This is a genomic window from Actinoplanes sp. NPDC049265 (genome assembly GCF_043197135.1).
In the GTDB taxonomy this organism is placed as follows: Bacteria; Actinomycetota; Actinomycetes; order Mycobacteriales; family Micromonosporaceae; genus Actinoplanes.
Window position 1 is genome coordinate 40,277 of sequence record NZ_JBICSP010000018.1, and the last position, 23,464, is coordinate 63,740.

General features: G+C 70.2%; 23 protein-coding genes. 20 read left to right on the forward strand and 3 right to left on the reverse strand.

Features of this window, described 5'->3' with window-relative positions; translation table 11 throughout:
* Positions 1-238, reverse strand: a 238-nt coding sequence (locus ACGFIO_RS33540; RefSeq protein ID WP_392832571.1) for a hypothetical protein, incomplete at its 3' end; no start/stop codon positions are given.
* A 126-nt stretch (positions 239-364) separates the two neighbouring features.
* Here ACGFIO_RS33540 and ACGFIO_RS33545 point away from each other — a divergent pair.
* The 9 genes from ACGFIO_RS33545 to ACGFIO_RS33585 all read left to right on the forward strand — a co-directional run bounded on the left by ACGFIO_RS33545 (position 365) and on the right by ACGFIO_RS33585 (position 9,873).
* On the forward strand, positions 365-1,978 hold the full coding sequence (locus tag ACGFIO_RS33545) for a hypothetical protein (protein ID WP_392832573.1): 1,614 nt from the start codon (positions 365-367) through the stop codon (positions 1,976-1,978).
* A gap of 88 nt (positions 1,979-2,066) precedes the next feature.
* Complete coding sequence (locus tag ACGFIO_RS33550; protein ID WP_392832576.1) at positions 2,067-2,522, forward strand: DUF948 domain-containing protein; 456 nt, start codon at positions 2,067-2,069, stop codon at positions 2,520-2,522.
* 22 nt (positions 2,523-2,544) lie between these two features.
* On the forward strand, positions 2,545-2,853 hold the full coding sequence (locus ACGFIO_RS33555) for a hypothetical protein (RefSeq protein WP_392832579.1): 309 nt from the start codon (positions 2,545-2,547) through the stop codon (positions 2,851-2,853).
* Complete coding sequence (gene alaS / locus ACGFIO_RS33560; RefSeq protein ID WP_392832581.1) at positions 2,850-5,534, forward strand: alanine--tRNA ligase; 2,685 nt, start codon at positions 2,850-2,852, stop codon at positions 5,532-5,534. Before ACGFIO_RS33555 ends, alaS begins: the two co-directional genes overlap by 4 nt.
* A gap of 15 nt (positions 5,535-5,549) precedes the next feature.
* Entirely contained in the window at positions 5,550-6,011 is a 462-nt protein-coding gene (ruvX, locus tag ACGFIO_RS33565) for a Holliday junction resolvase RuvX (protein WP_392832582.1), read from the forward strand.
* Complete coding sequence (mltG, locus tag ACGFIO_RS33570; protein ID WP_392832585.1) at positions 6,008-7,195, forward strand: endolytic transglycosylase MltG; 1,188 nt, start codon at positions 6,008-6,010, stop codon at positions 7,193-7,195. Before ruvX ends, mltG begins: the two co-directional genes overlap by 4 nt.
* Entirely contained in the window at positions 7,192-8,028 is an 837-nt protein-coding gene (locus ACGFIO_RS33575; RefSeq protein WP_392832587.1) for a shikimate dehydrogenase, read from the forward strand. The genes mltG and ACGFIO_RS33575 overlap by 4 nt, the downstream gene beginning before the upstream one ends.
* 139 nt (positions 8,029-8,167) lie before the next feature.
* Positions 8,168-9,346, forward strand: coding sequence for a chorismate synthase (aroC, locus tag ACGFIO_RS33580; RefSeq protein WP_392832590.1), 1,179 nt, complete (start codon positions 8,168-8,170; stop codon positions 9,344-9,346).
* Entirely contained in the window at positions 9,346-9,873 is a 528-nt protein-coding gene (locus ACGFIO_RS33585) for a shikimate kinase (RefSeq protein ID WP_392832593.1), read from the forward strand. Before aroC ends, ACGFIO_RS33585 begins: the two co-directional genes overlap by 1 nt.
* Here ACGFIO_RS33585 and ACGFIO_RS33590 read toward each other — a convergent pair.
* Entirely contained in the window at positions 9,842-10,513 is a 672-nt protein-coding gene (locus tag ACGFIO_RS33590; RefSeq protein ID WP_392832596.1) for a Clp protease N-terminal domain-containing protein, read from the reverse strand. The genes ACGFIO_RS33585 and ACGFIO_RS33590 overlap by 32 nt on opposite strands.
* A 68-nt stretch (positions 10,514-10,581) precedes the next feature.
* Between ACGFIO_RS33590 and aroB the strand changes: the two genes are divergently transcribed.
* The 4 genes from aroB to nusB are packed head-to-tail and all read left to right on the forward strand — an operon-like array spanning position 10,582 to position 13,125.
* Positions 10,582-11,640: a 3-dehydroquinate synthase gene (gene aroB, locus ACGFIO_RS33595; RefSeq protein WP_392832598.1), complete on the forward strand. Its 1,059-nt coding sequence runs from the start codon at positions 10,582-10,584 to the stop codon at positions 11,638-11,640.
* The gene (gene aroQ, locus ACGFIO_RS33600) at positions 11,637-12,071 is read left to right on the forward strand and encodes a type II 3-dehydroquinate dehydratase (protein ID WP_392832600.1); all 435 of its coding nucleotides are present in this window, start codon (positions 11,637-11,639) and stop codon (positions 12,069-12,071) included. Before aroB ends, aroQ begins: the two co-directional genes overlap by 4 nt.
* 57 nt (positions 12,072-12,128) lie before the next feature.
* Positions 12,129-12,686: an elongation factor P gene (gene efp, locus ACGFIO_RS33605; RefSeq protein ID WP_392832603.1), complete on the forward strand. Its 558-nt coding sequence runs from the start codon at positions 12,129-12,131 to the stop codon at positions 12,684-12,686.
* A gap of 28 nt (positions 12,687-12,714) precedes the next feature.
* Positions 12,715-13,125, forward strand: a complete 411-nt coding sequence (gene nusB / locus ACGFIO_RS33610; protein ID WP_392832870.1) for a transcription antitermination factor NusB — start codon at positions 12,715-12,717, stop codon at positions 13,123-13,125.
* 60 nt (positions 13,126-13,185) lie between these two features.
* Here nusB and ACGFIO_RS33615 read toward each other — a convergent pair whose 3' ends face one another.
* On the reverse strand, positions 13,186-13,674 hold the full coding sequence (locus ACGFIO_RS33615; RefSeq protein WP_014446326.1) for a transcriptional regulator: 489 nt from the start codon (positions 13,672-13,674) through the stop codon (positions 13,186-13,188).
* Between the two features lie 326 nt (positions 13,675-14,000).
* Between ACGFIO_RS33615 and pyrR the strand changes: the two genes are divergently transcribed.
* From pyrR to ACGFIO_RS33650, 7 genes are read left to right on the forward strand one after another with little or no spacing between them, the layout of a single operon-like run.
* Positions 14,001-14,564, forward strand: a complete 564-nt coding sequence (pyrR, locus tag ACGFIO_RS33620) for a bifunctional pyr operon transcriptional regulator/uracil phosphoribosyltransferase PyrR (RefSeq protein WP_392832607.1) — start codon at positions 14,001-14,003, stop codon at positions 14,562-14,564.
* Positions 14,561-15,466, forward strand: coding sequence for an aspartate carbamoyltransferase catalytic subunit (locus ACGFIO_RS33625; protein ID WP_392832609.1), 906 nt, complete (start codon positions 14,561-14,563; stop codon positions 15,464-15,466). Before pyrR ends, ACGFIO_RS33625 begins: the two co-directional genes overlap by 4 nt.
* A complete protein-coding gene (locus ACGFIO_RS33630) occupies positions 15,463-16,728 on the forward strand; it encodes a dihydroorotase (protein ID WP_392832610.1) in 1,266 nt (421 codons plus the stop codon). Before ACGFIO_RS33625 ends, ACGFIO_RS33630 begins: the two co-directional genes overlap by 4 nt.
* Positions 16,725-17,831, forward strand: coding sequence for a glutamine-hydrolyzing carbamoyl-phosphate synthase small subunit (carA, locus tag ACGFIO_RS33635; RefSeq protein ID WP_392832613.1), 1,107 nt, complete (start codon positions 16,725-16,727; stop codon positions 17,829-17,831). The genes ACGFIO_RS33630 and carA overlap by 4 nt, the downstream gene beginning before the upstream one ends.
* A gap of 3 nt (positions 17,832-17,834) precedes the next feature.
* Positions 17,835-21,149 carry a carbamoyl-phosphate synthase large subunit gene (gene carB / locus ACGFIO_RS33640; RefSeq protein ID WP_392832616.1) on the forward strand — a complete coding sequence of 1,105 codons (3,315 nt, stop codon included), beginning with the start codon at positions 17,835-17,837 and terminating at the stop codon, positions 21,147-21,149.
* Entirely contained in the window at positions 21,146-22,174 is a 1,029-nt protein-coding gene (locus ACGFIO_RS33645; RefSeq protein ID WP_392832619.1) for a quinone-dependent dihydroorotate dehydrogenase, read from the forward strand. The genes carB and ACGFIO_RS33645 overlap by 4 nt, the downstream gene beginning before the upstream one ends.
* Positions 22,171-23,463 carry an adenosylmethionine--8-amino-7-oxononanoate transaminase gene (locus ACGFIO_RS33650; protein ID WP_392832621.1) on the forward strand — a complete coding sequence of 431 codons (1,293 nt, stop codon included), beginning with the start codon at positions 22,171-22,173 and terminating at the stop codon, positions 23,461-23,463. The genes ACGFIO_RS33645 and ACGFIO_RS33650 overlap by 4 nt, the downstream gene beginning before the upstream one ends.
* Position 23,464 lies beyond the last annotated feature (1 nt).

A 23,464-nucleotide genomic window follows, 5' to 3' on the forward strand; every position in this document is an offset into this window, starting at 1 on the left:
CTTTGCGGCTGGGGTGGGTCGGCGGCCTGGTGTTGAGGACAGTCAGGGCTTTGCGGCTGGGGTGGGTCGGCGGCCTGGTGTTGAGGACAGTCAGGGCTTTGCGGCTGGGGTGGGTCGGCGGCCTGGTGTTGAGGACAGTCAGGGCTTTGCGGCTGGGGTGGGTCGGCGGCCTGGTGTTGAGGACAGTCAGGGTTTCGCGGCCGGGGCCGGTCGGGCGCCCGGCGTGGAGGACAGTCAAGGGTTGCCGGGGCGTCGTGGGCGGCAGCCTGGGGTTGAGGACAGCCAGGGGCTTGGGGTTCGGTCGGCGGCGCCGGGGCGGGCCAGTGTGCCTGTGCCTGAGGCGGGGACTCCGGGACGGGCGTCCGTGCCGCCTCCGCCGGGGGAGCAGACCGGGCCGCGGGCGCGGTTCGCCACGGGGGAGTTCAGCCGGGCCTCGCTGACGGGGGCCGCGGAGAGTGCCGCGCCCAGCGTGCGGCCGGTGTCGCCGGCCGACGACGCCGCCGGGCGGCCGGGGATGCGGCGCGGTGGGCGGCACAGTGGTGAGTTCACGCAGGTGCAGCCGCCTGAAGGTGGGCGGCACAGCGGGGAGTTCACCGAGGTGCAGCCGGGTGGGCGGCACAGTGGTGCCGCCAGTGTTCCGCCGCCGGGTGAGCCGGCGGGGCGGGCTTCCGTGCCGGCGCCGAGCGAGCCGGTGGGACGGCACAGTGGTGAGTTCCAACAGGTGCGGGCGCGCGGGGCGGGGCGGGCTTCGGTCGCGGCGCCGGGGGACGGCGGTCCGCGGCACGGGACGCCCGAGCCGGCCGGGCGGGCCAGCGTCAGCGTCCCCAGTGATGTCGGCCACGCGGTGCCGGGCCGTGCGACACCGGCGGAAGCGAGCCCGGGCCGAGCCGCTGTCACCCCACCGGGGGACGTCAGCCCGGCCGTGCCGGGGCGGGCGTCGGTGGCCGCGCCGGGTGATGTGAGCCAGGCCGTGCCGGGGCGGGCGTCGGTTGCGGTGCCGGGTGATGTGAGTCAGGCGTTGCCGGGGCGGGCGTCGGTGGCCGCGCCGGGTGATGTGAGCCAGGCCGTGCCGGGGCGGGCGTCGGTTGCGGTGCCGGGTGACGTGAGCCAGGCGTTGCCGGGGCGCGCTTCGGTTGCGGTGCCCAGTGACGTGGGTCAGGCGTTGCCGGGGCGCGCTTCGGTTGCGGTGCCCAGTGACGTGGGTCAGGCCGTGCCGGGGCGGGCGTCGGTGGCGGTGCCGGGGGCGGACCTGGGTGAGCGCAGCGGGGCTTTGGGCGTACCCCAGGAAGAGCCGGACCCGGACGAAGCCGAGACCAACCCCATCCTGGCCAAGCTGCGGTCGCAGCGCCGCCTGCGGGTCGGTGTGCTGATCGGCGCCAGCATCATCGCGCTGATCCTATTGCCGGCGCTGGTCGCCTTGCGGTCGATGGGCAGCGACCCGGTCTACGCGTCGCTCGACTCGCTGGATCTGCCGGGCTGGGCCACCACCAAGGTCGACGACCGCAGCAGCGGCAGCCGGTGGTGCCTGGAGGAGTGCAAGTTCCGGGAGCGGACCGTGCAGTCGGGGCAGCCGACGGAGGCCACGGCCAAGGCGTACACCGCGGCTCTGTCGACCGCGGGCTGGCAGCCGTGGAAGGTCGAGTCGTGTCCGGAACAGCCCATTTCGGACGGTAAGTACACCTGTTGGCGGCGGGACGAGTTCACCTTGGACCTGTGGGTGCGCCAGCCGGAGTGCGCCGTGGACGCGGTCGCCGCCCAGGATCCGGCCACCTTGCCGTCGCTCGGGCCGGACGGTGTCGTGCCGACCGGGCCGCCGAAGAACTGCACCGGCTCGACGGTCAGTATCAAGGTGCAGGCGGCCATCGCCGATCAGCGGGGCAAGCCGCAACCGGCGGTGAATCCGTCGCTGGTGGGCGAGACGCCGGACCCGGTGGTGCCCAGCGATCCTCTCCTGGAGCCGTCCCCGACACAGTCGTGAGGTGTCGCGGAGCGGCGGCCGGTAACGGACGGTAGGGTCTGCACGTTGTCCTGCCGCTGTCGATCGGTTGCAAAAGAGGAGAGGCTTCATGGACGCCGGAGAAATCGCAGGTCTCATCGCGGCGGGCGCCTTCCTGATGCTCGTTCTGTTCCTGGCCGTGCCGATCCTCAAGCTGGGCCGCACGGTGGACGCCGCGACCCGGGCGATCAACGAGGTGACCGAGCGGACCGGGCCGCTGCTCGGCAACGTCAACGAAACCGTCGAGGGCGTGAACACCGCCCTGGGTCAGGTGCAGGTCTCGCTCGACGGGGTGAATGTGCAGCTGGCCAAGGTCGACACCATGACCAGCCACGCCCAGAACGTCACGGCCAGCGTGGCCAACCTGGCCACCGTGGTGTCGGCCGCCGCCGCGAACCCGTTGATCAAGGTCGCGTCCTTCGGGTACGGGCTGCGCAAGGCCGCCTCGGCCCGCCGCAAGGCCGAGGACGAGCGTGAGGTCCGCGCCACGCTCAAGCAGCGCCGCAAGGCCGCCCGGTCCCGCTGACCCCACGAAGGGAAAACCGCACATGAAGCGCCTGCTCTGGCTGGGGGCCGGCCTGGCCGTCGGAGCCCTGGTCGTCCGTCAGCTGACGCGCAAGGCCCAGCAGTACACGCCGTCGGGGATCGCGACGTCGCTGTCGGAATCCGCTGGCGGCCTGGTCGAGTCGGTACGTAACTTCGTGGACGACGTACGCGAGGGAATGGCCGAACGGGAAGAAGAGATCCACGAGGCCTTCGCCGCGGGCGAGTTGTATCAGGACGAATTCGCCGAGCTGCGTGACGACGCGCAGGGCGGCACGGTGGGGCGTCACGCCCAGGAGGGTCATCAGCGATGAGAACGGCGGAGATCAAGCGGCGCTATCTGGCGCATTTCGAGGCCAACGGGCACACGGTCGTGCCGAGTGCCCCGCTGCCCGCCATCGATGACCCCAACCTGTTGTTCATCAACGCCGGCATGGTGCAGTTCGTGCCGTTCTTCCTGGGTCAGCGGACGCCGCCTTACCCGCGCGCGGTCAGCGTGCAGAAGTGCATCCGGACGCCGGACATCGACGAGGTCGGCAAGACGTCCCGGCACGGCACGTTCTTCCAGATGAACGGCAACTTCTCGTTCGGCGACTACTTCAAGGCGGGCGCGATCCCGCTGGCCTGGGAGCTGTCGACCAAGCCGGTCGAGCAGGGTGGTTTCGGTCTCGACCCGGAAAAGATCTGGGCGACGGTCTACCTCGACGACGACGAGGCGATCGAGATCTGGAAGCAGCAGCCGGGCATGTCACCGGACCGTATCGTGCGCCGCGGCAAGAAGGACAACTTCTGGTCGATGGGCATTCCGGGGCCGGCCGGTCCGTGCTCGGAGCTCTATTACGACCGCGGCCCGGCGTACGGCCCGGACGGCGGCCCCGAGGTCGACGAGGACCGGTTCCTGGAATACTGGAACCTGGTCTTCATGCAGCACGAGATCACCGACGTGAAGTCGAAGGAGGACTTCACGATCGTCGGTGACCTGCCGAAACAGAACATCGACACGGGCATGGGCCTGGAGCGCATCGCGTCGATCCTGCAGGGCAAGGACAACCTCTACGAGATCGACGAGGTCTGGCCGGTCCTGGCCCGCGCGGCCGAGCTGACCGGCACGACGTACGGCAAGTCCGGTCACGCCGCGTCCGAGAGCCACCCCGACGACGTGCGCCTGCGCGTGATCGCCGACCACGTCCGCACCTCGCTGATGCTGATCGGTGACGGCGTGACCCCCTCCAACGAGGGCCGCGGCTATGTTCTCCGCCGCATCATGCGCCGCGCGATCCGCTCGATGCGCCTGCTCGGCTGGCAGGGTCAGTCGTTCCAGGAACTGCTGCCGGTGGCGCGGGACTGCATGTCGCCGTCCTATCCGGAGCTGGCCGAGGAGTTCGGGCGGATCTCCACGTACGCGTACGCCGAGGAGGACGCGTTCCTCTCCACCCTGCGCGCGGGCACCACGATCCTGGACACCGCGATCACCGAGACGAAGCGGGCCAAGCAGCCTCAGCTCTCCGGGGACAAGGCGTTCCAGCTGCACGACACGTACGGCTTCCCGATCGACCTGACCCTGGAGATCGCGCAGGAGCAGGGTCTCGAGGTCGACCAGGACGGCTTCCGCCGGCTGATGGCCGACCAGCGGGCCCGGGCCAAGGCGGACGCGGCGGCGCGCAAGACCGGTCATACCGACCTGTCGGCGTACCGCAGCGTGCTCGACCAGGGCGGGCCGGTCGAGTTCACCGGCTACGCCGAGGTGAGCCGCGAGTCGCGGGTGCGGGCGCTGCTCGGCGGTGACGGCGAGGCGTTGCCGGTGGCCGGCGAGGGCGACTACGTCGAGCTGGTGCTCGACCACACGCCGTTCTACGCCGAGGGCGGTGGCCAGCAGGCCGACACCGGCATCATCAACGTGGGCGGCGGCCGGCTCGAGGTGGTCGACGTGCAGACGCCGGTGCCCGGGCTGATCGTGCACAAGGCGCGGGTGTTGCGGGGCGAGGTACGCACCGGAGAAGCGGGTTTCGCCGAGATCGACGTGACCCGGCGCAAGGCGATCTCCCGGTCGCACACCGCGACCCACCTGATCCACCAGACGATGCGGGCGTTCCTGGGCGAGTCGGCGACGCAGGCCGGTTCGCTGAACGCGCCGGGCCGGCTGCGGTTCGACTTCAACACCCCGGGCGCGGTCTCCCCGGACGTGCTGTTCGACGTGGAGCAGCAGGTCAACGAGGTGCTGCTGCGCGACCTGGAGGTGCACGCGTTCATCACCTCGCAGGAGGAAGCGCGCCGGCTGGGTGCGATGGCGCTGTTCGGTGAGAAGTACGGCGACGAGGTCCGCGTGGTTGAGGTCGGTGACTACGCGCGTGAACTGTGTGGTGGAACACACGTGGCGCGATCAGGTCAACTGGGCCTGGTGAAGATCCTCACCGAGTCGTCGATCGGTTCCGGGGTCCGCCGGGTCGAGGCGCTGGTCGGCATCGACGCGTTCGGCTTCCTGGCCAAGGAGCACCTGCTGGTGTCCCGGCTGGCCGAGCTGTTCCGGGTGCCCGGCGAGCAGGTCGCCGACCGGGTCGAGCAGACGGTGACGGCGTTGCGGGACGCCGAGAAAGAACTGGAGAAGCTGCGCGCGCAGATGGTGTTGGGTGGGGCCGGTGCGCTGGCCCAGCAGGCCCGTGACCTGGGTGGCGTGGCGTTCGTCGGAACCGAGGCGCCGGAGGGCGCGGCGGGCAACGACGTGCGTACCCTGGCTCAGGAGATCCGCGGCAAGATCGACCAGAGCCGTCCCGCGGTGGTCGCGGTGGCGGCCCGGGCCAACGGCAAGGCGTCGCTGATCGTCGCGGTCAACGCGGCGGGCAAGTCGCGTGGGCTCTCCGCGAGCGATCTGGTCAAGGGCGCGCTGTCCGGCCGGGGTGGCGGTAACGCCGACCTTGCGCAGGGTGGCGGTGTTCCCGCCGACCAGGTTCCGTCCCTGCTCGCGGCGGTGGAGAAGGCGGTCGTCGAGGCCGCCTGATTACAGGGGGTGGCCGTGTCCGTACTGCCTCGGGGTAGGCGGCTGGGTGTCGACGTGGGTAAGGTCCGTGTCGGGGTCGCACTGTGCGATCCCGACGGGATCCTGGCAACCCCTTTGGCCACGGTGTCCCGTGACATGGGTGCGGCCGCCGATTCCGTACCCGCTGACATAGCTGAGCTCGGCCGGCTCGTGCGGGAACACGAGACGGTGCAGGTCGTGGTGGGCCTCCCGGTGCGTCTGAATGGCGACGAGGGGGCTGCCGCCATTGACATTCGTGCGTACGCTGAGCGACTGGCGGGTGCCATATCGCCCGTTCCGGTCGTCCTGGCGGACGAGAGGATGTCGACCGTGGTCGCGACTCGCCGGCTCGCCGAACGTGGCGTCCGGGGTAAGCGGCAGCGGGCGGTGGTCGATCAGGCCGCCGCGGTGGAGATCCTGCAGAGCTGGCTGGACGCGCAGCGGAGGCAGAGCAGATGATCGACGAGCTTGACCTGGCGTTCGAGGATCACGCCGAACGCGGCAAACCCCGGCACCGCCGGGGCAAGGGAGGCAAGGGCGGCGGTGGTGGCCGCTCGGTGGTCGCCTTCCTGATGGCCTTCATCCTGCTGGCCGTCCTCGGCGGTGGCGTCTACCTCGGATACAGCAAGATCCGGGATTTCTTCACCGCGGCCGACTATGACGGCGCCGGCACCGGCACGATCCAGGTGCAGATCAAAGCCAACTCGTCACTGACCGACATGGGCAACGTGCTCGTCGACAAAGATGTGGTGAAGAGCACAAAGGCCTTCACTCAGGCGGCGGAGAAGAACCCCCGCGGCAAGAACATCCAGTCCGGCACGTTCAACCTGAAGAAGCAGATGTCCGCCGACGCGGCCGTGGCGGCGCTGCTCGATCCGAAGAGCCGGGTCAGCAACGGCATCACGATCCCCGAGGGCAAGACCGCGCTCGAGGTGTACGCCATCCTGTCCAAGGCCACCGGCGTGAAGGTCGACGACTTCAAGGCCGCGGCGAAGGATCCCGAGGCCCTGGGTGTGCCGGCGTTCTGGTTCAACCGCACGGACAAGCAGAAGGTCACCAAGTCGATCGAGGGCTTCCTGTTCCCGGACACCTACGAGTTCGAGCCCAAGGCGACCGCCGAGCAGATGCTCTCCGAGATGGTGCAGCACTTCCTGACCGTCACCGAGAGCCTCGACTTCGTGAACAAGGTCCAGGACGAGCGCAAGATCAGCCCGTACGAGGCGTTGACCGTCGCGTCGCTGGCGCAGGCCGAGGCCGGCAACTCCGATGATCTGGGCAAGGTGGCGCGGGTCGCCTACAACCGCCTCTACAGCAACACCTTCCCGTGCAACTGCCTGCAGTTCGACGTCGGGATCAACTACTACTACCAGCTCCAGGGCAAGCCCAAGAAGCCTTCCAAGAACATGACCAGGGCCGAGCTGAACGACCTGAAGAACCCGTACCGCACGCACAACAAGCCCGGTCTGACGCCGACGCCGATCAACAACCCCGGCCAGGACGCGCTGAAGGGCGCGGAGAGCCCGCCGGCCGGTCCGTGGCTGTACTTCGTGGCGATCGACAAGCAGGGCCATTCGGCGTTCGCGGCGACGAACGAGCAGCACGAGAAGAACCGCAAGATCGCCGAGAAGAACGGCGTCCTGTGACCGAAGGCCGTCGGGCCGCGGTGTGCGGCAAGCCGATCGCGCATTCGCTGTCGCCGGTCATCCACACCGCCGGGTTCGCCGCGGCCGGGCTGCTGAACTGGACGTACACGGCGATCGAGTGCGCCGCGGCGGAGCTACCGGACCTGGTCGCCGGGCTCGGCCCCGAGTGGGCCGGGCTGTCGCTGACCATGCCGCTGAAGGAGGTCGGCCTCACGCTGGGCGCGTCGGCCTCCGCCGAGGCGACGGCGGTAGGTGCGGCCAACACTCTGGCCCGCCGCCCCGACGGCTCGTGGCACGCCGACAACACTGACATTCCGGGCATGGTCCGGGTGCTCCGCGACGCCCGGGTGGCGTCGGCGCCGACAGTGACGGTGCTGGGCGGTGGTGGCACCGCCCGGGCCGCCCTGGCAGCGGCTTCGCTGCTGGGTGCGCCGCGGGTGACGCTGGTGACCCGCCGGCCGGCCGCTGCTTCCGAACTGGCGCCGGTGGCGGCCGCCCTCGGTATAGCGCTGGACCCGCTGGACTGGGCCGCCGCCCCCGGCGCGTTCGCCGCCGACGCGGTGATCTCCACCGTCCCGAAGGGCGCGGCCGACGACTTGGCGACGGCGGTTCACTGGCGCCCCGGGACGGTCCTGTTCGACGCCATCTACGACCCGTGGCCCACGCCCCTGGCCGCCGCCGCGACGGCCGCCGGCCTCCGGGTGGCGTCCGGCCTGGACCTGTTGCTCGCCCAGGCGCTGTCCCAGTTCGAGCAGTTCACGGGGGTACGCCCCGCGCCCGAATCCGCGATGCGCGACGCCCTGACCGCGGCCGCCGCCCTCCGCACTTCCTGACCGGCGCCTACCACTCACGCTGAGGCGTCGGGCTGAGCTGGGTTCGCCCGGGCCGGGCTGGTGATGCCTATGTGTGCTCAGAGCAAAGGGCGGCGGGCGGGTGTGGGGACAGGAAGCGCGGCGTGACAGACTGTCAGCCGTGTTGCGCTGGTTGACCGCAGGTGAGTCGCATGGTCCGGCGCTCGTCGCGCTGCTTGAAGGCGTGCCCGCCGGGGTGCATGTGACGAGCGATGACATCGGGCGGGATCTGGCGCGCCGGCGGCTGGGTTATGGGCGCGGCGCGCGGATGTCGTTCGAGCAGGATGAGCTGGAGCTGATCGGCGGCATCCGGCATGGGGTGACACAGGGCAGTCCGGTCGCGATCCGGGTGGGCAACTCCGAGTGGCCCAAGTGGCAGACGGTGATGTCGGCCGACCCGGTCGACCCGGGTGAGCTGGCCGCCCAGGCCCGCAACGCGCCGCTGACCCGGCCCCGCCCGGGCCACGCCGACCTGGCCGGCATGCAGAAGTACGGGCATTCCGACGCCCGCCCGATTCTGGAACGTGCCAGTGCCCGCGAGACCGCCGCCCGCGTCGCGGTGGGCGCGGTGGCCAAGGCGATCGTGAAGCAGACGCTCGGCATCGACATCGTGTCGCATGTGATCGAGCTCGGGTCGGTGGCGGCCAAGTCCGGCCTGATCCCGATGCCCGAGGACGCCGACCGGATCGACGCCGACCCGTTGCGCTGTCTCGACCCGGAGGCCAGCGCCCGGATGGTGGCCGAGGTCGACGCGGCCAAGAAGGACGCCGACACCCTGGGCGGCATCGTGGAAGTGCTGGCTTACGGCGTACCCCCGGGATTGGGCTCTCATGTGCAATGGGACCGCAAGCTGGACGCCCGCCTGGCCACCGCGCTGATGTCCATCCAGTCGGTCAAGGGTGTGGAGATCGGCGACGGCTTCACGCAGGCCCGGTCGCGGGGCTCGGTCGCGCACGACGAGATCATCCCGACGCCGGACGGTGTGCGGCGGGTCACCGATCGCGCCGGCGGCCTCGAGGGTGGCATCACCAACGGCGAAAATCTGCGGGTACGCGCGGCGTTGAAGCCGATCTCGTCGCTGAACCGGGCCCTGCAGACCGTCGACGTGACCACCGGCGAACCCGCCACGGCGATCAACCAGCGGTCCGACGTGTGCGCGGTCCCGGCCGGCGCGGTGGTCGCCGAGGCCATGGTCGCGCTGGTGCTGGCCGAGGCCGCGGTCGAGAAGTTCGGTGGCGACTCGGCCGAGGAGATGCGCCGCAACCTGGCCGGTTACCTGGCCAGCCTGGTGATCAGCTGATGGCCCCGGTGGCCGTGATGGTGGGTGCGCCGGGCGCGGGCAAGACCACGGTCGGTGAGACGCTGGCGCTGCGGCTGGACGTGCCGTTCGCCGACTCGGACACGCTGATCGAGGCGGTGGCGGGCAAGCCGATCCCGGAGATCTTCTTCGACGACGGTGAGGACGAGTTCCGCCGGCTCGAGGTCGAGACCATCGCCAACGCGCTGTCCACTTTCGACGGTGTGCTGGCACTGGGCGGCGGCGCCGTGCTGCGCGAGGAGACCCGGGCGGGGCTGCGCGGGCAGACCGTGTTCTATCTGTCGGCCGAGTTCGCGACCGCGATCAAGCGGGTCGGGCTGGGCGCGGGCCGGCCGTTGCTGTCGGTCAACCCGCGCGCCACCCTCAAGCACCTGCTGGATCAGCGTCGCCCGCTGTACGCCGAGGTCGCCACGCACACGGTCGCCACCGACGACCGCGAGCCCGAGGAGATCGCGGCCGAGATCGCGAAACTGCTGACTACCGGGATTCAAGAGCCTCCACCCGCTTGATCAGGGGGGCCAGTTCACGCCGTACGAGCATCAGCAGTGCGCTGTTCTGCGCGGCCGGGTTCTTGGCCTGGGTGTAGCCGGCCAGCGCGGCCGACACCGAGCGCCGCAGCGACTTGGCGTCCGCCCCGGCCTCGCGCAACGCCCGGCCGGCGCCGCCCTCGGTCTCGACGGCCAGCCCGATCAGCAGATGTTCGCAGCCGACGTAGTTGTGGCCCAGGGCCGTGGCCTCGGCGACGGCCAGTTCCAGCGCGGTCGCGGCGGGCCGGCTGAAGCCCCCGTCGCCGGTCTCGTCGGCCGGCGAGGTCAGGCGCGACGGGTTGATCTCCATCGACCGGAGGATGGCGACGGCCATGTTCGAACCCTCGGTGATCATGCCCTGGAGCAGGTGGCTGGTGCCGATCTGGCCGCCGCCGGCCGCGTCCCGGGCCAGCTTGAGGACTGCCACGGCGCGGGCGGTGAACGAGGTCAGCTGGGTGCCGAGCTCCTCGTCGTCGATCGCGCTGAGCACGGTCTGCCGGATCGTGGTGATGCGGCGTACGGCGAATTCCAGGGCGCGCTGGCAAATGGCGGAGACCGGGAGTCCGGCGTCGCGGACGGCGTCGGCGAGCTCGTCGGGAAGGTAGACGTTGATTTTCGGCATGCGACAGTTGTAACCCGTCTGGGGTTAGAAAGATATAACCCCAGAGGCGGCCGAATACTGTGCACCGTGTGACCACACGCATCGCCGTGCGTGGCGATCGGCCCTACGACGTCCTCGTCGGCCGGGACCTCGCCAAGCACCTGCCCGAACTGATCGGCGGGGCCGCCCGTGCCGCGGTGCTGTTCGCCGCGCCGCTGCGGGAACGGGCCGAAGCGGTGGCCCGCGAGCTGCCGTCGCCGCTGCTCATCGAGGTTCCCGACGCCGAGGCGGGCAAGACCGTCGAGGTCGCCGCCCGCTGCTGGGACGAGCTCGGCGCGGCCGCCTTCACCCGCACCGACGTGGTGGTCGGGGTGGGCGGGGGAGCGGTGACCGACCTGGCCGGCTACATCGCCGCGGCCTGGCTGCGCGGCGTCCGCTGGGTGCCGGTGTCGACGTCGCTGCTCGGCATGGTCGACGCGTCGGTCGGCGGCAAGACCGGGGTGAACATCGCGGCCGGCAAGAACCTGGTCGGTGCCTTCCACCCACCGGCCGGCGTGCTCTGCGACCTGGACATGCTGGACACGCTGCCCGCCGACGACCTGGTCGCCGGCCTGGCCGAGATCATCAAGGCCGGGTTCATCGCCGACCCGCTCATCCTCGACCTGGTCGAGGCCGATCCGGCCGCGGCCCTCGACCCGCGCGGCCCGGTCCTGCGCGAGCTGGTCGAGCGGGCCATCCAGGTCAAGGCCGACGTGGTGAGCGAAGACCTGCGCGAGTCGGGGTTGCGCGAGATTCTCAACTACGGCCACACGTTGGGGCACGCGATCGAGAGGCGCGAGGGGTACGCCTGGAAGCACGGTCACGCCGTGTCGGTCGGCCTGATCTTCGCCGCCGCCCTGGCCCACCTCTCCGGCCGCATCGACTCCGCCCTGTTCCAGCGGCACCGTGACGTGCTGACCTCGGTGGGGCTGCCGACCTCGTACCCGGCCGACGCGTGGCCCGAGCTGCTGCCGGCGATGCGGGTCGACAAGAAGGCCCGCGCCGCAACGCTGCGGTTCGTGGTGCTGGACGGCCTGGCCAAGCCCGGCATCCTCGCCGGTCCCGGCCCGGAACTGCTGGCCAACGCCTATGCGGAGGTGGCGCGATGACCCGCGTGTATGTGCTCAACGGCCCGAACCTGGGCCGGCTCGGCACCCGGCAGGTCGACGTGTACGGGCTGACCTCGTACGCCGATCTCGTGAAGCTCTGTCAGACGACCGGGCAGGAGCTGGGCCTGGACGTGGTGGTGCGGCAGACCGACGCCGAGCACGAGATGCTGGGCTGGCTGCACGCCGCGGCCGACGAGGAGGCGCCGGTGGTGCTCAACCCGGGGGCGTGGTCGCACTACAACTACGCGATCCGGGACGCGTGTGCCATGTTGCGCAACCGGCTCGTCGAGGTGCACATCAGCAACATCCACGCACGTGAGCAGTTCCGGCACCATTCGGTCGTGTCGGCCATGGCCACCGGGGTGATCGCGGGCCTGGGTGTGGACGGCTATCGGCTGGCTCTTCGATACGTCGCGCAAAACCCCGGTTAGCAGGGCGGCCGCCGCGCCGGTAGACTCGGTCGGTCACCGACGAGAACAAGGCAGGACATGGCTTCCACCAACGACCTCAAGAACGGTCTCGTGCTCAACCTCGACGGCGAGCTCTGGTCCGTCATTGAGTTCCAGCACGTCAAGCCGGGCAAGGGCGGTGCGTTCGTGCGCACCACGCTCAAGAACGTGCTTTCCGGGAAGGTCGTCGACAAGACCTTCAACGCCGGCACCAAGGTCGAGACGGCGACCGTCGACAAGCGCACGATGCAATACCTCTACCAGGACGGCGACGACTACGTCTTCATGGACCTGGACACCTACGACCAGATCCAGGTGGCCGGCGGCACGGTCGGCGAGGCGGCAAACTACCTGCTGCCCGAGGCCGAGGCCACTGTCGCTCAGCACGAGGGCGTCCCGCTCTACATCGAGCTGCCGACCAGCGTCTTCCTCGAGGTGACCTACACCGAGCCGGGCCTGCAGGGTGACCGGTCGACCGGCGGCACCAAGCCGGCCACGGTCGAGACCGGCGCCACGGTCAACGTGCCGCTGTTCATCACCACCGGGGAAAAGATCAAGGTCGACACCCGCGACGGCCGCTACCTCGGCCGCAGCTGACCTGATGGCTGAGGGCCCCAAGACGCAGATGCCGGCGCGCCGCAAGGCGCGCAAGCGTGCCCTCGATGTGCTGTACGAGGCCGACCTGCGTGACCTGTCGCCGAACGAGGTCATGCGGACCTACCTCGAACGCATCGAGAAGCCGCACCCCGACCATCTGGCCTACACGATCAGCCTGGTCGACGGGGTGGCGCAGCATCTCGACCGGATCGACGAGCTGATCGCCAGCTACGCCGAGGGCTGGACCATCGACCGCATGCCGGTGGTCGACCGCAACCTGGCCCGGATCGCGGTGTACGAGTTGCTCTACGTCTCCGAGATCGACGACCCGGTCGCGATCACCGAGGCGGTCGAGCTGGCCAAGCAGATGTCCACCGACGACAGCCCGCGCTACCTCAACGGCATCCTCGGCCGCATCGCGGAGTTCGCCACTCGCTGATCTTTTTCACGCATACGAAGAAGGGGAGCCCGCCTGGGCTCCCCTTTCTTGTGTTGAGCGTCAGCTCGCGAAAAACGCGCGCGGGTCGGCGACCAGCACGCCCTGCTCGGTCAGGCGCTCGATCAGGCCGGACGGCGAGATGTCGTACACGATCGCGAGAGCGCGCAGGTCGTCGGCGCGGATCGAGAGGACCCGGCCGTTGTAGTCGCCACGCTGCTGCTGGATCGCCCGGGCGTACCGGGCCACGTAGGCCAGGTCCTCACCCGTGGTGTCGTACAGCTTCTCGAGGTCGAGCACGATCTTGTTGGTTGCCTCGAGCCGGATGCCGCTGCCGTCGGGCAGCAGCTCGGACACGGGAACCCGATAGAAATCGGCCAGCTCGGCCAGACGCGAGACGGTGACCGCACGGTCGCCGCGCTCGTACGAGCCCACCACGACGGCCTTCCAACGGCCGTTCGACTTCTCTTCCACGCCCTGCAGGGACAGGCCCTGCTGCTGGCGGATCGAGCGCAGGCGGGCGCCCAACGACTTGGCGTACTCAGACGGCATTCGGACACTCCCAGTACTGTGCTGGCCCGGAGGGTTCTTCCTCCGCGATCGCTACGCAGCGTGACGGTACGGCCGTTGCGACCTCTGGTCAAGTGTTGGTCGCCGATGTGTCGTGGGACTCCTGGGAAAGTTGCCTATGTTTTCCCTCTGTGATCCCCGACTCGACGTCAGCCACGTCACCATGGTCAACGCACTGCGCACTGGTAACGTAGCGTCAGCCACGGCCCGCTGATCAAGCGGGTCCGTGACATAGAAGACATCCTTTAACGAGCCGTCCCGTGAGGCGGATAAGGAGGTCCTTTATGCATGCGCAGCCGCATGCCAATATGACCGGCGCAAGCTCTGGCGCGGGGTCGAAGGTTATTCTCGGCGCTGCCGACATCCAACGCGTTGTCGATCGCATGGCGCATCAGATCCTGGAAAAGACGTCGGGCGCGACCGACACCGTCCTGCTCGGAATCCCGACCCGAGGCGTCCCGCTGGCCCATCGGCTGGCCGGCCGGATCCACGCCTTCGAGGGAGTGGACATTCCGTTCGGGTCCCTCGACATCACGCTTTATCGGGACGACCTGCGCCTGCACGCGACCCGGGCCCTCGGCAAGACCGAGATCCCCGGCGGCGGCATCGACGGCCGGCGGGTGATCCTGGTCGACGACGTGCTGTTCTCCGGGCGTACCGTGCGGGCCGCCCTGGACGCGATCAACGACGTCGGCCGGCCCAGCTCGGTGCAGCTGGCCGTGCTGGTCGACCGCGGCCACCGGCAGCTGCCGATCCGCGCCGACTACGTCGGCAAGAACATCCCGACCGCGCTGGACGAGAGTGTCCGGGTGTCGCTGGCCGAGACCGACGAAGGCACGGACGAGGTCAAGCTGACCGGAGGCCCCCGATGATCAAGCACCTTCGCTCCGCCGCCGATCTGGACGCGGCCACCGCCACGCTGATCCTGGACACCGCGGGCGAGATGGCCGCGCTGGCCGGTCGCGAGGTCAAGAAGCTGCCCACGCTGCGCGGCCGGACCGTGGTCAACCTCTTCTACGAGGACTCGACCCGGACCCGGATCTCGTTCGAGGCGGCGGCCAAGCGGCTCTCCGCCGACGTGATCAACTTTTCGGCCAAGGGTTCCAGTGTGTCGAAGGGCGAGAGCCTCAAGGACACCGCGCTGACCCTGCAGGCGATGGGCGCCGACGCGGTGGTCATCCGGCACCCGGCCTCGGGCGCGCCGCACCGGTTGTCGTCCTGGGTCGACGGTTCGGTGATCAACGCCGGGGACGGCACCCACGAGCACCCGACGCAGGCGCTGCTCGACGCGTACACCATGCGCTCTCGGCTCGGAAAACTCGACGGGCTGCGGGTGGCCATCGTCGGCGACGTGCTGCACAGCCGGGTGGCGCGCTCCAACGTCCTGCTGCTGACCACTCTGGGGGCCAAGGTCACCCTGGTCGGGCCGCCCACGCTGATCCCGCTCTGGCCGGGTGCGGATGTGTCCTTCGACCTGGACAGCGTCCTGCCCGACGTCGACGTGGTGATGATGCTGCGGGTGCAGACCGAGCGGATGCAGGACTCCTACTTCCCGTCGGCGCGTGAGTACAGCCGCCGCTACGGACTCGACGCGTCGCGCATGCGCAAGCTGCCCGAGCACGCGATCGTCATGCATCCCGGCCCGATGAACCGGGGCATGGAGATCGCGCCCGAGGTGGCCGACTCGACCAGATCCACGATCGTCGAGCAGGTCGCCAACGGCGTCTCGGCTCGGATGGCCGTTCTTTATCTTCTGCTGGGAGGCAAGGCGTGACCTCGTACGTCATCAGAGGCGCTTCGGTTCTGGGCGCGGCGCCGGCCGATCTCTTCGTACGGGACGGGGTGCTGGTCGACGCGATCAGCGAGAAGGCGGAGGTTGTCGACGCCGAAGGTCTTGTGGCGTTGCCGGGTCTGGTCGACCTGCATACGCACCTGCGGGAACCGGGCCGGGAAGACGCCGAGACGGTCGAGACCGGTTCGCGTGCGGCGGCGATGGGCGGCTACACCGCGGTCTGCGCGATGGCCAACACCTCGCCGGTCGCCGACACCGCCGGCGTGGTCGAGCAGGTGTGGCGGCTCGGGCGCGAGGCCGGGCTGGTCGACGTGCAGCCGATCGGCGCGGTCACCGTCGGGCTGGCCGGTAAGCAGCTGGCCGAGCTCGGGGCGATGGCGGCCTCGGCCGCCAACGTCCGGATCTTCTCCGACGACGGGCACTGCGTCGCCGACCCCCGGCTGATGCGCCGCGCGCTGGAGTACGTGAAGGCCTTCGACGGCATCATCGCCCAGCACGCCGAGGAGCCACGGCTGACCGAGGGCGCGCAGATGCACGAGGGCGAGGTGTCGACCCGGCTCGGTCTGACCGGCTGGCCCGCGGTCGCCGAAGAGGCGATCATCGCCCGCGACGTGCTGCTGGCCGAGCACGTGGGCAGCCGGCTGCATGTCTGCCACGTCTCCACCGCCGGGTCGGTCGAGGTGCTGCGCCAGGCCAAGGCCCGGGGGGTACGCGTGACCGCCGAGGTCACCCCGCATCACCTGCTGCTGACCGACGAGCTGGCGGCCAGTTACGACCCGGTGTTCAAGGTCAACCCGCCGCTGCGCACCGCCCGCGACGTCGAGGCGCTGCGAGCCGCCCTGATCGAGGGCGTGATCGACATCGTCGCCACGGATCACGCCCCGCACGCGGTGGAGGACAAGGAGTGCGAGTGGGCGTACGCACGCCCTGGGATGGTGGGTCTGGAAACCGCCCTCCCGATCGTCCTCGAAGTCCTCGGGGAGAGGTGGGATCTGATCGCCGACCGGATGTCGCTCACCCCCGCGCGTATCGCCGGTCTCACCTCGCACGGGCGTGGTTTGCAGCCGGGCGAAACAGCCAACTTCACCCTGGTCGACCCGGCCGCGCGCCGCGTCGTCGACCCCTCCGGTCTGACCAGCAAGAGCCGCAACACACCGTACGCGGGCACCACCCTGCCGGGCCGCATCGTCGCGACCTTCCTGAGGGGCGAGCCGACGGTTCTCGACGGGAAGGCACAGAAATGACCGAAGCGATCCTCGTGCTCGAGGACGGCCGCACCTTCCGGGGGAACGCCTACGGTGCGGTCGGTGAGACGTTCGGTGAGGCCGTGTTCACCACCGGCATGACCGGCTACCAGGAGACGCTGACCGACCCGTCGTACCACCGGCAGGTCGTGGTGCAGACCGCTCCGCAGATCGGCAACACCGGGGTGAACGGCGAGGACGACGAGTCCGACCGGATCTGGGTGGCCGGCTACGTCGTCCGCGACCCGGCCCGCCGGCCGTCGAACTGGCGGTCCACCGCCTCGCTGGACGAGCGCCTGGCCACCGAGGGCGTGGTCGGCATCGCCGGGGTCGACACCCGGGCGCTGACCCGGCACCTGCGTTCCCGCGGCGCCATGCGGGTGGGCATCTCGTCGGTCACCACCGACCCCGGGGAGCTGCGCGAACGGGTCCTGGCCCAGCCGCAGATGCTCGGCGCCGACCTGTCGGCCGAGGTCACCACCGGCTCCCGCTACACGGTCGAGGCCGAGGGCGAGCACCGGTACACGGTCGCCGCGCTCGACCTGGGCATCAAGCGCAACGTCGCCCGCCGGCTGGCCGCCCGCGGCGTGACCACGCACATCCTCCCGGCCACCTCGAACGTCGAGGACCTGCTGGCGGTGAGCCCGGACGCGGTGTTCTTCTCCCCCGGCCCGGGCGACCCGGCCACCGCCGACCACCCGGTCGCGCTGGCCCGCGACGTGCTGCGCCGCGAGGTGCCGCTGTTCGGCATCTGCTTCGGCAGCCAGATCCTGGGCCGGGCGCTGGGCTTCGGCACCTACAAGTTGGGGTACGGCCACCGCGGCATCAACCAGCCGGTGCTCGACCGGACCACCGGCAAGGTCGAGGTCACCTCGCACAATCACGGGTTCGCCGTGGACGCCCCGCTCAACCAGGTGATCGACACCGACTTCGGCGGGGTCGAGGTCAGCCATGTGTGCCTCAACGACAATGTGGTCGAGGGCTTGCGGGCCAAGGACGTGCCCGCCTTCACGGTCCAGTACCACCCCGAAGCGGCAGCCGGCACGCACGACGCCGACTACCTGTTCGACCGCTTCGTCGAGCTCGTCGAGAAGAAGGGCTGACGCATGCCCAAGCGTGAAGATCTGCGGCACATCATGGTGATCGGCTCGGGGCCGATCGTCATCGGGCAGGCGTGCGAGTTCGACTACTCCGGCACCCAGGCCTGCCGGGTGCTGCGGGCCGAGGGGCTGCGCGTCTCGCTGGTCAACTCCAACCCGGCCACGATCATGACCGACCCTGAGTTCGCCGACGCCACCTACGTCGAGCCGATCACCCCGGAGTTCGTCGAGCTGGTCATCGCCAAGGAGCGGCCGGACGCGATCCTGGCCACGCTGGGCGGGCAGACCGCGCTGAACACGGCGGTCGCGCTGCACGAGAGCGGCGTCCTGGACAAGTACGGCGTCGAGCTGATCGGCGCCAACATCGACGCCATCCGCAAGGGCGAGGACCGCCAGCTGTTCAAGGACATCGTGGCGCTCGCCGGCGGGGAGACACCGCGTTCGAAGGTCTGCCACTCGATGGACGAGGTCAGGTCCACGGTCGCCGAGCTCGGGCTGCCGGTGGTCATCCGGCCGTCGTTCACCATGGGTGGCCTCGGCTCCGGCATGGCTCACACCGACGAGGATCTCGAGCGGATCGCCGGCGCCGGTCTGGCCTACTCCCCGGTGCACGAGGTGCTGATCGAGGAGAGCGTGCTCGGCTGGAAGGAGTACGAGCTCGAGCTGATGCGCGACAAGCACGACAACGTCGTGGTGGTCTGCTCGATCGAGAACGTCGACCCGATGGGCGTGCACACCGGCGACAGCGTGACCGTGGCCCCGGCCATGACGCTGACCGACCGGGAGTACCAGAAGCTGCGCGACCTGGGCATCGCCGTGCTGCGCGAGGTCGGGGTGGACACCGGGGGCTGCAACATCCAGTTCGCGATCAACCCGGCCGACGGGCGCCTGGTCGTGATCGAGATGAACCCGCGGGTGTCCCGGTCGTCGGCGCTGGCCTCCAAGGCGACCGGTTTCCCGATCGCCAAGATCGCGGCCAAGCTGGCCATCGGCTACACGCTGGACGAGATCCCGAACGACATCACGCTGAAGACGCCGGCCGCGTTCGAGCCGGCGCTGGACTACGTGGTGGTGAAGATCCCGCGGTTCGCGTTCGAGAAGTTCCCCGGGGCCGACGCCGAGCTGACCACCACGATGAAGTCGGTCGGCGAGGCGATGTCACTGGGCCGCAATTTCGCCGAGGCCTTGAACAAGGCGATGCGTTCGCTCGAAACGAGCGCGGCCGGTTTCTGGACCACCGACGATTCCGGCATTTCGCTGGAAGAGACTCTGGAAGCTCTGCGAACTCCGCACGACGGGCGTCTCTATACGGTCGAGCGCGCACTCCGGCTGGGCGCCACCGTTCAGGAGGTGCACGAAGCCAGCAGGGGAATCGACCCCTGGTTCCTGGAGGAGATCGCCGCGCTCGTTGAGTTGCGGCGGGATATCTCGGACGCAAAGGTGCTGGACGAGGCGCTGCTGCGCAAGGCCAAGCGGGCCGGGTTGTCCGACCGGCAGCTGGCGGCGTTGCGGCCGGAGTTCGCCGGCGAGGACGGCGTGCGGTCGCTGCGGCACCGGCTCGGGGTGCGACCGGTCTACAAGACCGTCGACACGTGCGCGGCCGAGTTCGAGGCCAACACGCCCTACCACTACTCGTCCTACGACGAGGAGACCGAGGTCGCGCCGTCCGACCGGCCCAAGGTGATCATTCTGGGCTCGGGGCCGAACCGGATCGGGCAGGGCATCGAGTTCGACTATTCGTGCGTACACGCGGTCATGGCACTGAGGGGTGTCGATTTCGAGACCGTGATGGTGAACTGCAACCCGGAGACGGTCTCCACCGACTACGACACCGCCGACCGGCTCTACTTCGAACCTTTGACCTTCGAGGACGTGCTCGAGGTGGTGCACGCCGAGGACTCTTCCGGCCAGGCGGCCGGCGGGCCGGGCGTGGTCGGCGTGATCGTGCAGCTGGGCGGGCAGACACCCCTCGGTTTGGCCCGGCGGTTGAAGGCCGCGGGCGTACCCATCGTGGGAACCTCGCCCGAGTCGATCGACCTGGCCGAGGACCGGGGCCAGTTCGGCCACGTGCTGGCCAAGGCCGGGCTGCGCTCGCCCGACCACGGCACCGCCACCTCGTTCGAGGAGGCCAAGGCCATCGCCGACACGATCGGCTACCCGGTGCTGGTCCGGCCGTCGTACGTGCTCGGCGGGCGCGGCATGGAGATCGTGTACGACGAGCCGACGCTGAACGCGTACATCGACCGCGCCACCGAGATCTCGCCCGACCACCCGGTGCTGGTCGACCGGTTCCTGGACGACGCGATCGAGATCGACGTGGACGCGCTCTGCGACGCCACCGGCGAGGTCTACCTGGGCGGCGTGATGGAGCACATCGAGGAGGCCGGCATTCACTCCGGCGACTCGTCCTGCTCGCTGCCCCCGATCACCCTGGCCGGCTCGCACCTGGCCGAGGTGCGCCGCTACACCGAGGCGATCGCCCGCGGCGTCGGCGTCCGCGGCCTGCTCAACGTCCAGTACGCCCTCAAGGACGACAGTCTGTACGTCCTCGAGGCCAACCCGCGGGCCTCGCGGACCGTGCCGTTCGTCTCCAAGGCGACAGCGGTACCGCTGGCCAAAGCGGCCGCCCGGATCATGCTCGGCGCCACCATCCAGGAGCTGCGCGACGAGGGACTGCTGCTCCGGACGAGCGACGGCGGCTCCACCCCGGAGTCGGCGCCGATCGCGATCAAGGAGGCGGTGCTGCCGTTCAAGCGGTTCCGCACGCCGGCCGGTCAGGGCGTGGACAGCCTGCTCGGGCCCGAGATGAAGTCGACCGGCGAGGTGATGGGCATCGACGCCGGCTTCGGGCAGGCGTTCGCCAAGTCGCAGGCCGCCGCGTACGGGTCGCTGCCGACCAGCGGCAAGGTCTTCGTCTCGGTGGCCAACCGGGACAAGCGCTCGATGATCTTCCCGATCAAGCGGCTGGCCGACCTGGGCTTCACGATCGTGACCACGGCCGGCACCGGCGAGGTGCTGCGCCGGCACGGCATCGCCTGCGAGGTCGTGCCCAAGCACTTCGAGAGCCCCGGTCAGAACGCGATCGCGCTGATCACGGCCGGGGAGATCGCGCTGATCATCAACACCCCGCAGGGTTCCGGCGCGTCGGCCCGATCCGACGGGTACGAGCTGCGGTCGGCCGCCGTCACCAACGACATCCCGAGCATCACGACCGTGCCCGGCGCCGCCGCGGCGGTGATGGGCATCGAGGCGCTGATGCGCGGTGACCTGGCCGTCCGCCCGCTGCAGGAGCTGCACGCGCTGCTGCGGAGCGACGGATGACCGTCTTCGAGCGGACGCTCCGGCCGATCCTGTTCCGGGTCGGCGGGGGCGACGCCGAGCGGGCGCACGAGTTCACCCTTTCGCGGCTGGCCGGGCTGGGCGCGCCGTTTATGAAAGCGTTGCGCTCGCGTTATGCGGTATCGAAGCCGGTCGAGGTCTTCGGCGTGCGGTTCCCCAACCCGGTCGGGCTGGCCGCCGGGATGGACAAGAACGGTGTGGCACTGGCGTCGTGGCCGGCCATGGGCTTCGGCTTCGTCGAGGTGGGTACGGTCACCGCGCACCCGCAGCCCGGCAACGACCGGCCGCGGCTGTTCCGGCTGCGCGACAGCGAAGCGATCATCAACCGGATGGGCTTCAACAACGAGGGCGCCGCCGCGCTGGCCGGTCGGCTGGCCGCGGCCGGTGACGTCGGCATCCCGGTCGGCGTCTCCCTCGGCAAGTCCAAGGTCACGCCGTTGGACGAGGCCGTCGAGGACTATCTGACCTCGTACAACCTGGTCCAGGAACACGCCGACTACATCGCGGTGAACGTGTCCTCGCCCAATACTCCCGGGCTGCGGACCCTGCAGGACAAGTCGGCGATCGGGGCGCTGCTGGGCGCACTGGCCGGCAAGACGCCGGTGCTGGTGAAGATCGCACCGGACCTGGCCGAGCCGGCCATCGCCGAGCTGCTCGAGGTCTGCCTGGCCTACGGCGCCGCCGGGGTGATCGCCACCAACACCACGCTGGCCCGGGACGGGCTGGCCCCGGCCGACCAGCCGCGGGCGGCCGAGGCGGGTGGGTTGTCCGGGCGACCGCTGACCGAGAAGGCCCGCAAGGTCGTGCATTTCGTGCACGAGGAGACCGGCGGGCGGCTGCCGATCATCGGGGTCGGCGGGATCCTCGACCCGGACGACGCGAGCCGGCTCTTCGACGCCGGCGCCGCGCTGGTGCAGTTGTACTCCGGTTTCGTCTACCGCGGTCCCGCCCTCACCCGGGCGATCGTCCGAGCCTTCGATCCGGCCGCCGACCGGCGACCGTCGTGACCGCCCGCCCGTCCCGGGCCCCCAGCCCGGCGCCGGGCGAGGCTGATCGGCTTCTGGCGCTCGACCGGGCGCATGTCTGGCATCCGTACGGGCCGATGCCCGGGCGCTCCGACCCGTACCTGGTCGAGAGCGCCCAGGGCGTCCGCCTGCGCCTGGCCGACGGCCGGGAACTGGTCGACGGCATGTCGTCGTGGTGGGCGGCGATCCACGGCTATCGGCACCCGGTGCTGGACGCCGCTTTGGCCGACCAGGCGTCCCGGATGAGCCATGTGATGTTCGGCGGGCTCACCCACGCGCCGGCCGTCGAGCTGGCCACCCGGCTGGTCGACCTCACCCCGGACGGGCTGGAGCACGTCTTCCTGTGCGACTCCGGCTCGGTCGGCGTCGAGGTGGCGATCAAGATGGCGCTGCAGGCCCGCCCCGGCCGCCGGCGGCTGGCCACCTGGCGGGGCGGCTACCACGGCGACACGTTCCACCCGATGAGCGTCTGTGACCCGGTCGGCGGCATGCACTCGCTGTGGACCGGGGTGCTGCCGGTGCAGGTGTTCGCGCCGCCGCCGCCGGCTCACTTCGATGACGGGTACGCGGCCGAGCTGGTCGAGACCGTCGAACGGAACGCGGACGAACTCGCCGCGGTCATCGTCGAGCCGGTCGTGCAGGGCGCCGGTGGCATGCGCTTCCACGACCCCGGCTACCTCCGGGTGCTGCGGGAGGTCACCCGGGAGCGGGACATTCTGCTGATTTTCGACGAGATCGCGACGGGCTTCGGGCGTACCGGATCGATGTTCGCCGCTGACCGGGCCGGCGTCACGCCCGACATCATGTGCCTGGGCAAGGCCCTCACCGGCGGCTACCTGACCCTCGCGGCGACCCTGTGCACGCCCGAGGTGGCCCACCTGATCTCGGCCGGGCCGGGCGGCGGCCTGGCGCACGGGCCGACCTTCATGGGCAACCCGCTGGCCTGCGCGGTGGCCAACGCCTCCCTGAGCCTTCTGGGCGACGGTTCCTGGGCATCCGCGACATCGCGCATCGAAACGGGTCTCCGTGCCGGTCTGGAGCCGCTCAGGGGCGCGGCCGGGGTGGCCGACGTGCGGGTGCTCGGCGCGATCGGCGTGGTCCAGCTCGACCACGACGTGGACGTGCCGGCGGCCACCGCGGCCGCGGCCGGCGCCGGGGTCTGGCTGCGCCCGTTCCGGGATCTGATCTACACCATGCCGCCCTACGTGACGGACGACGCCGACGTCGCCCGCATTATCAAGGGAATCGCTGCCGCGGTGTCCGCGAGCTGAC

Excerpts from the sequence above, each read along its gene's own strand:
- ACGFIO_RS33550 (WP_392832576.1), top strand. The coding sequence starts at position 2,067 with ATGGACGCCGGAGAAATCGCAGGTCTCATCGCGGCGGGCGCCTTCCTG.
- ACGFIO_RS33555 (WP_392832579.1), top strand. The coding sequence starts at position 2,545 with ATGAAGCGCCTGCTCTGGCTGGGGGCCGGCCTGGCCGTCGGAGCCCTG.
- alaS (WP_392832581.1), top strand. The coding sequence starts at position 2,850 with ATGAGAACGGCGGAGATCAAGCGGCGCTATCTGGCGCATTTCGAGGCC.
- mltG (WP_392832585.1), top strand. The coding sequence starts at position 6,008 with ATGATCGACGAGCTTGACCTGGCGTTCGAGGATCACGCCGAACGCGGC.
- ACGFIO_RS33585 (WP_392832593.1), top strand. The coding sequence starts at position 9,346 with ATGGCCCCGGTGGCCGTGATGGTGGGTGCGCCGGGCGCGGGCAAGACC.
- ACGFIO_RS33590 (WP_392832596.1), bottom strand. The coding sequence starts at position 10,513 with ATGCCGAAAATCAACGTCTACCTTCCCGACGAGCTCGCCGACGCCGTC.
- aroQ (WP_392832600.1), top strand. The coding sequence starts at position 11,637 with ATGACCCGCGTGTATGTGCTCAACGGCCCGAACCTGGGCCGGCTCGGC.
- efp (WP_392832603.1), top strand. The coding sequence starts at position 12,129 with ATGGCTTCCACCAACGACCTCAAGAACGGTCTCGTGCTCAACCTCGAC.
- nusB (WP_392832870.1), top strand. The coding sequence starts at position 12,715 with ATGCCGGCGCGCCGCAAGGCGCGCAAGCGTGCCCTCGATGTGCTGTAC.
- ACGFIO_RS33615 (WP_014446326.1), bottom strand. The coding sequence starts at position 13,674 with ATGCCGTCTGAGTACGCCAAGTCGTTGGGCGCCCGCCTGCGCTCGATC.
- pyrR (WP_392832607.1), top strand. The coding sequence starts at position 14,001 with ATGACCGGCGCAAGCTCTGGCGCGGGGTCGAAGGTTATTCTCGGCGCT.
- ACGFIO_RS33625 (WP_392832609.1), top strand. The coding sequence starts at position 14,561 with ATGATCAAGCACCTTCGCTCCGCCGCCGATCTGGACGCGGCCACCGCC.
- carA (WP_392832613.1), top strand. The coding sequence starts at position 16,725 with ATGACCGAAGCGATCCTCGTGCTCGAGGACGGCCGCACCTTCCGGGGG.
- carB (WP_392832616.1), top strand. The coding sequence starts at position 17,835 with ATGCCCAAGCGTGAAGATCTGCGGCACATCATGGTGATCGGCTCGGGG.
- ACGFIO_RS33645 (WP_392832619.1), top strand. The coding sequence starts at position 21,146 with ATGACCGTCTTCGAGCGGACGCTCCGGCCGATCCTGTTCCGGGTCGGC.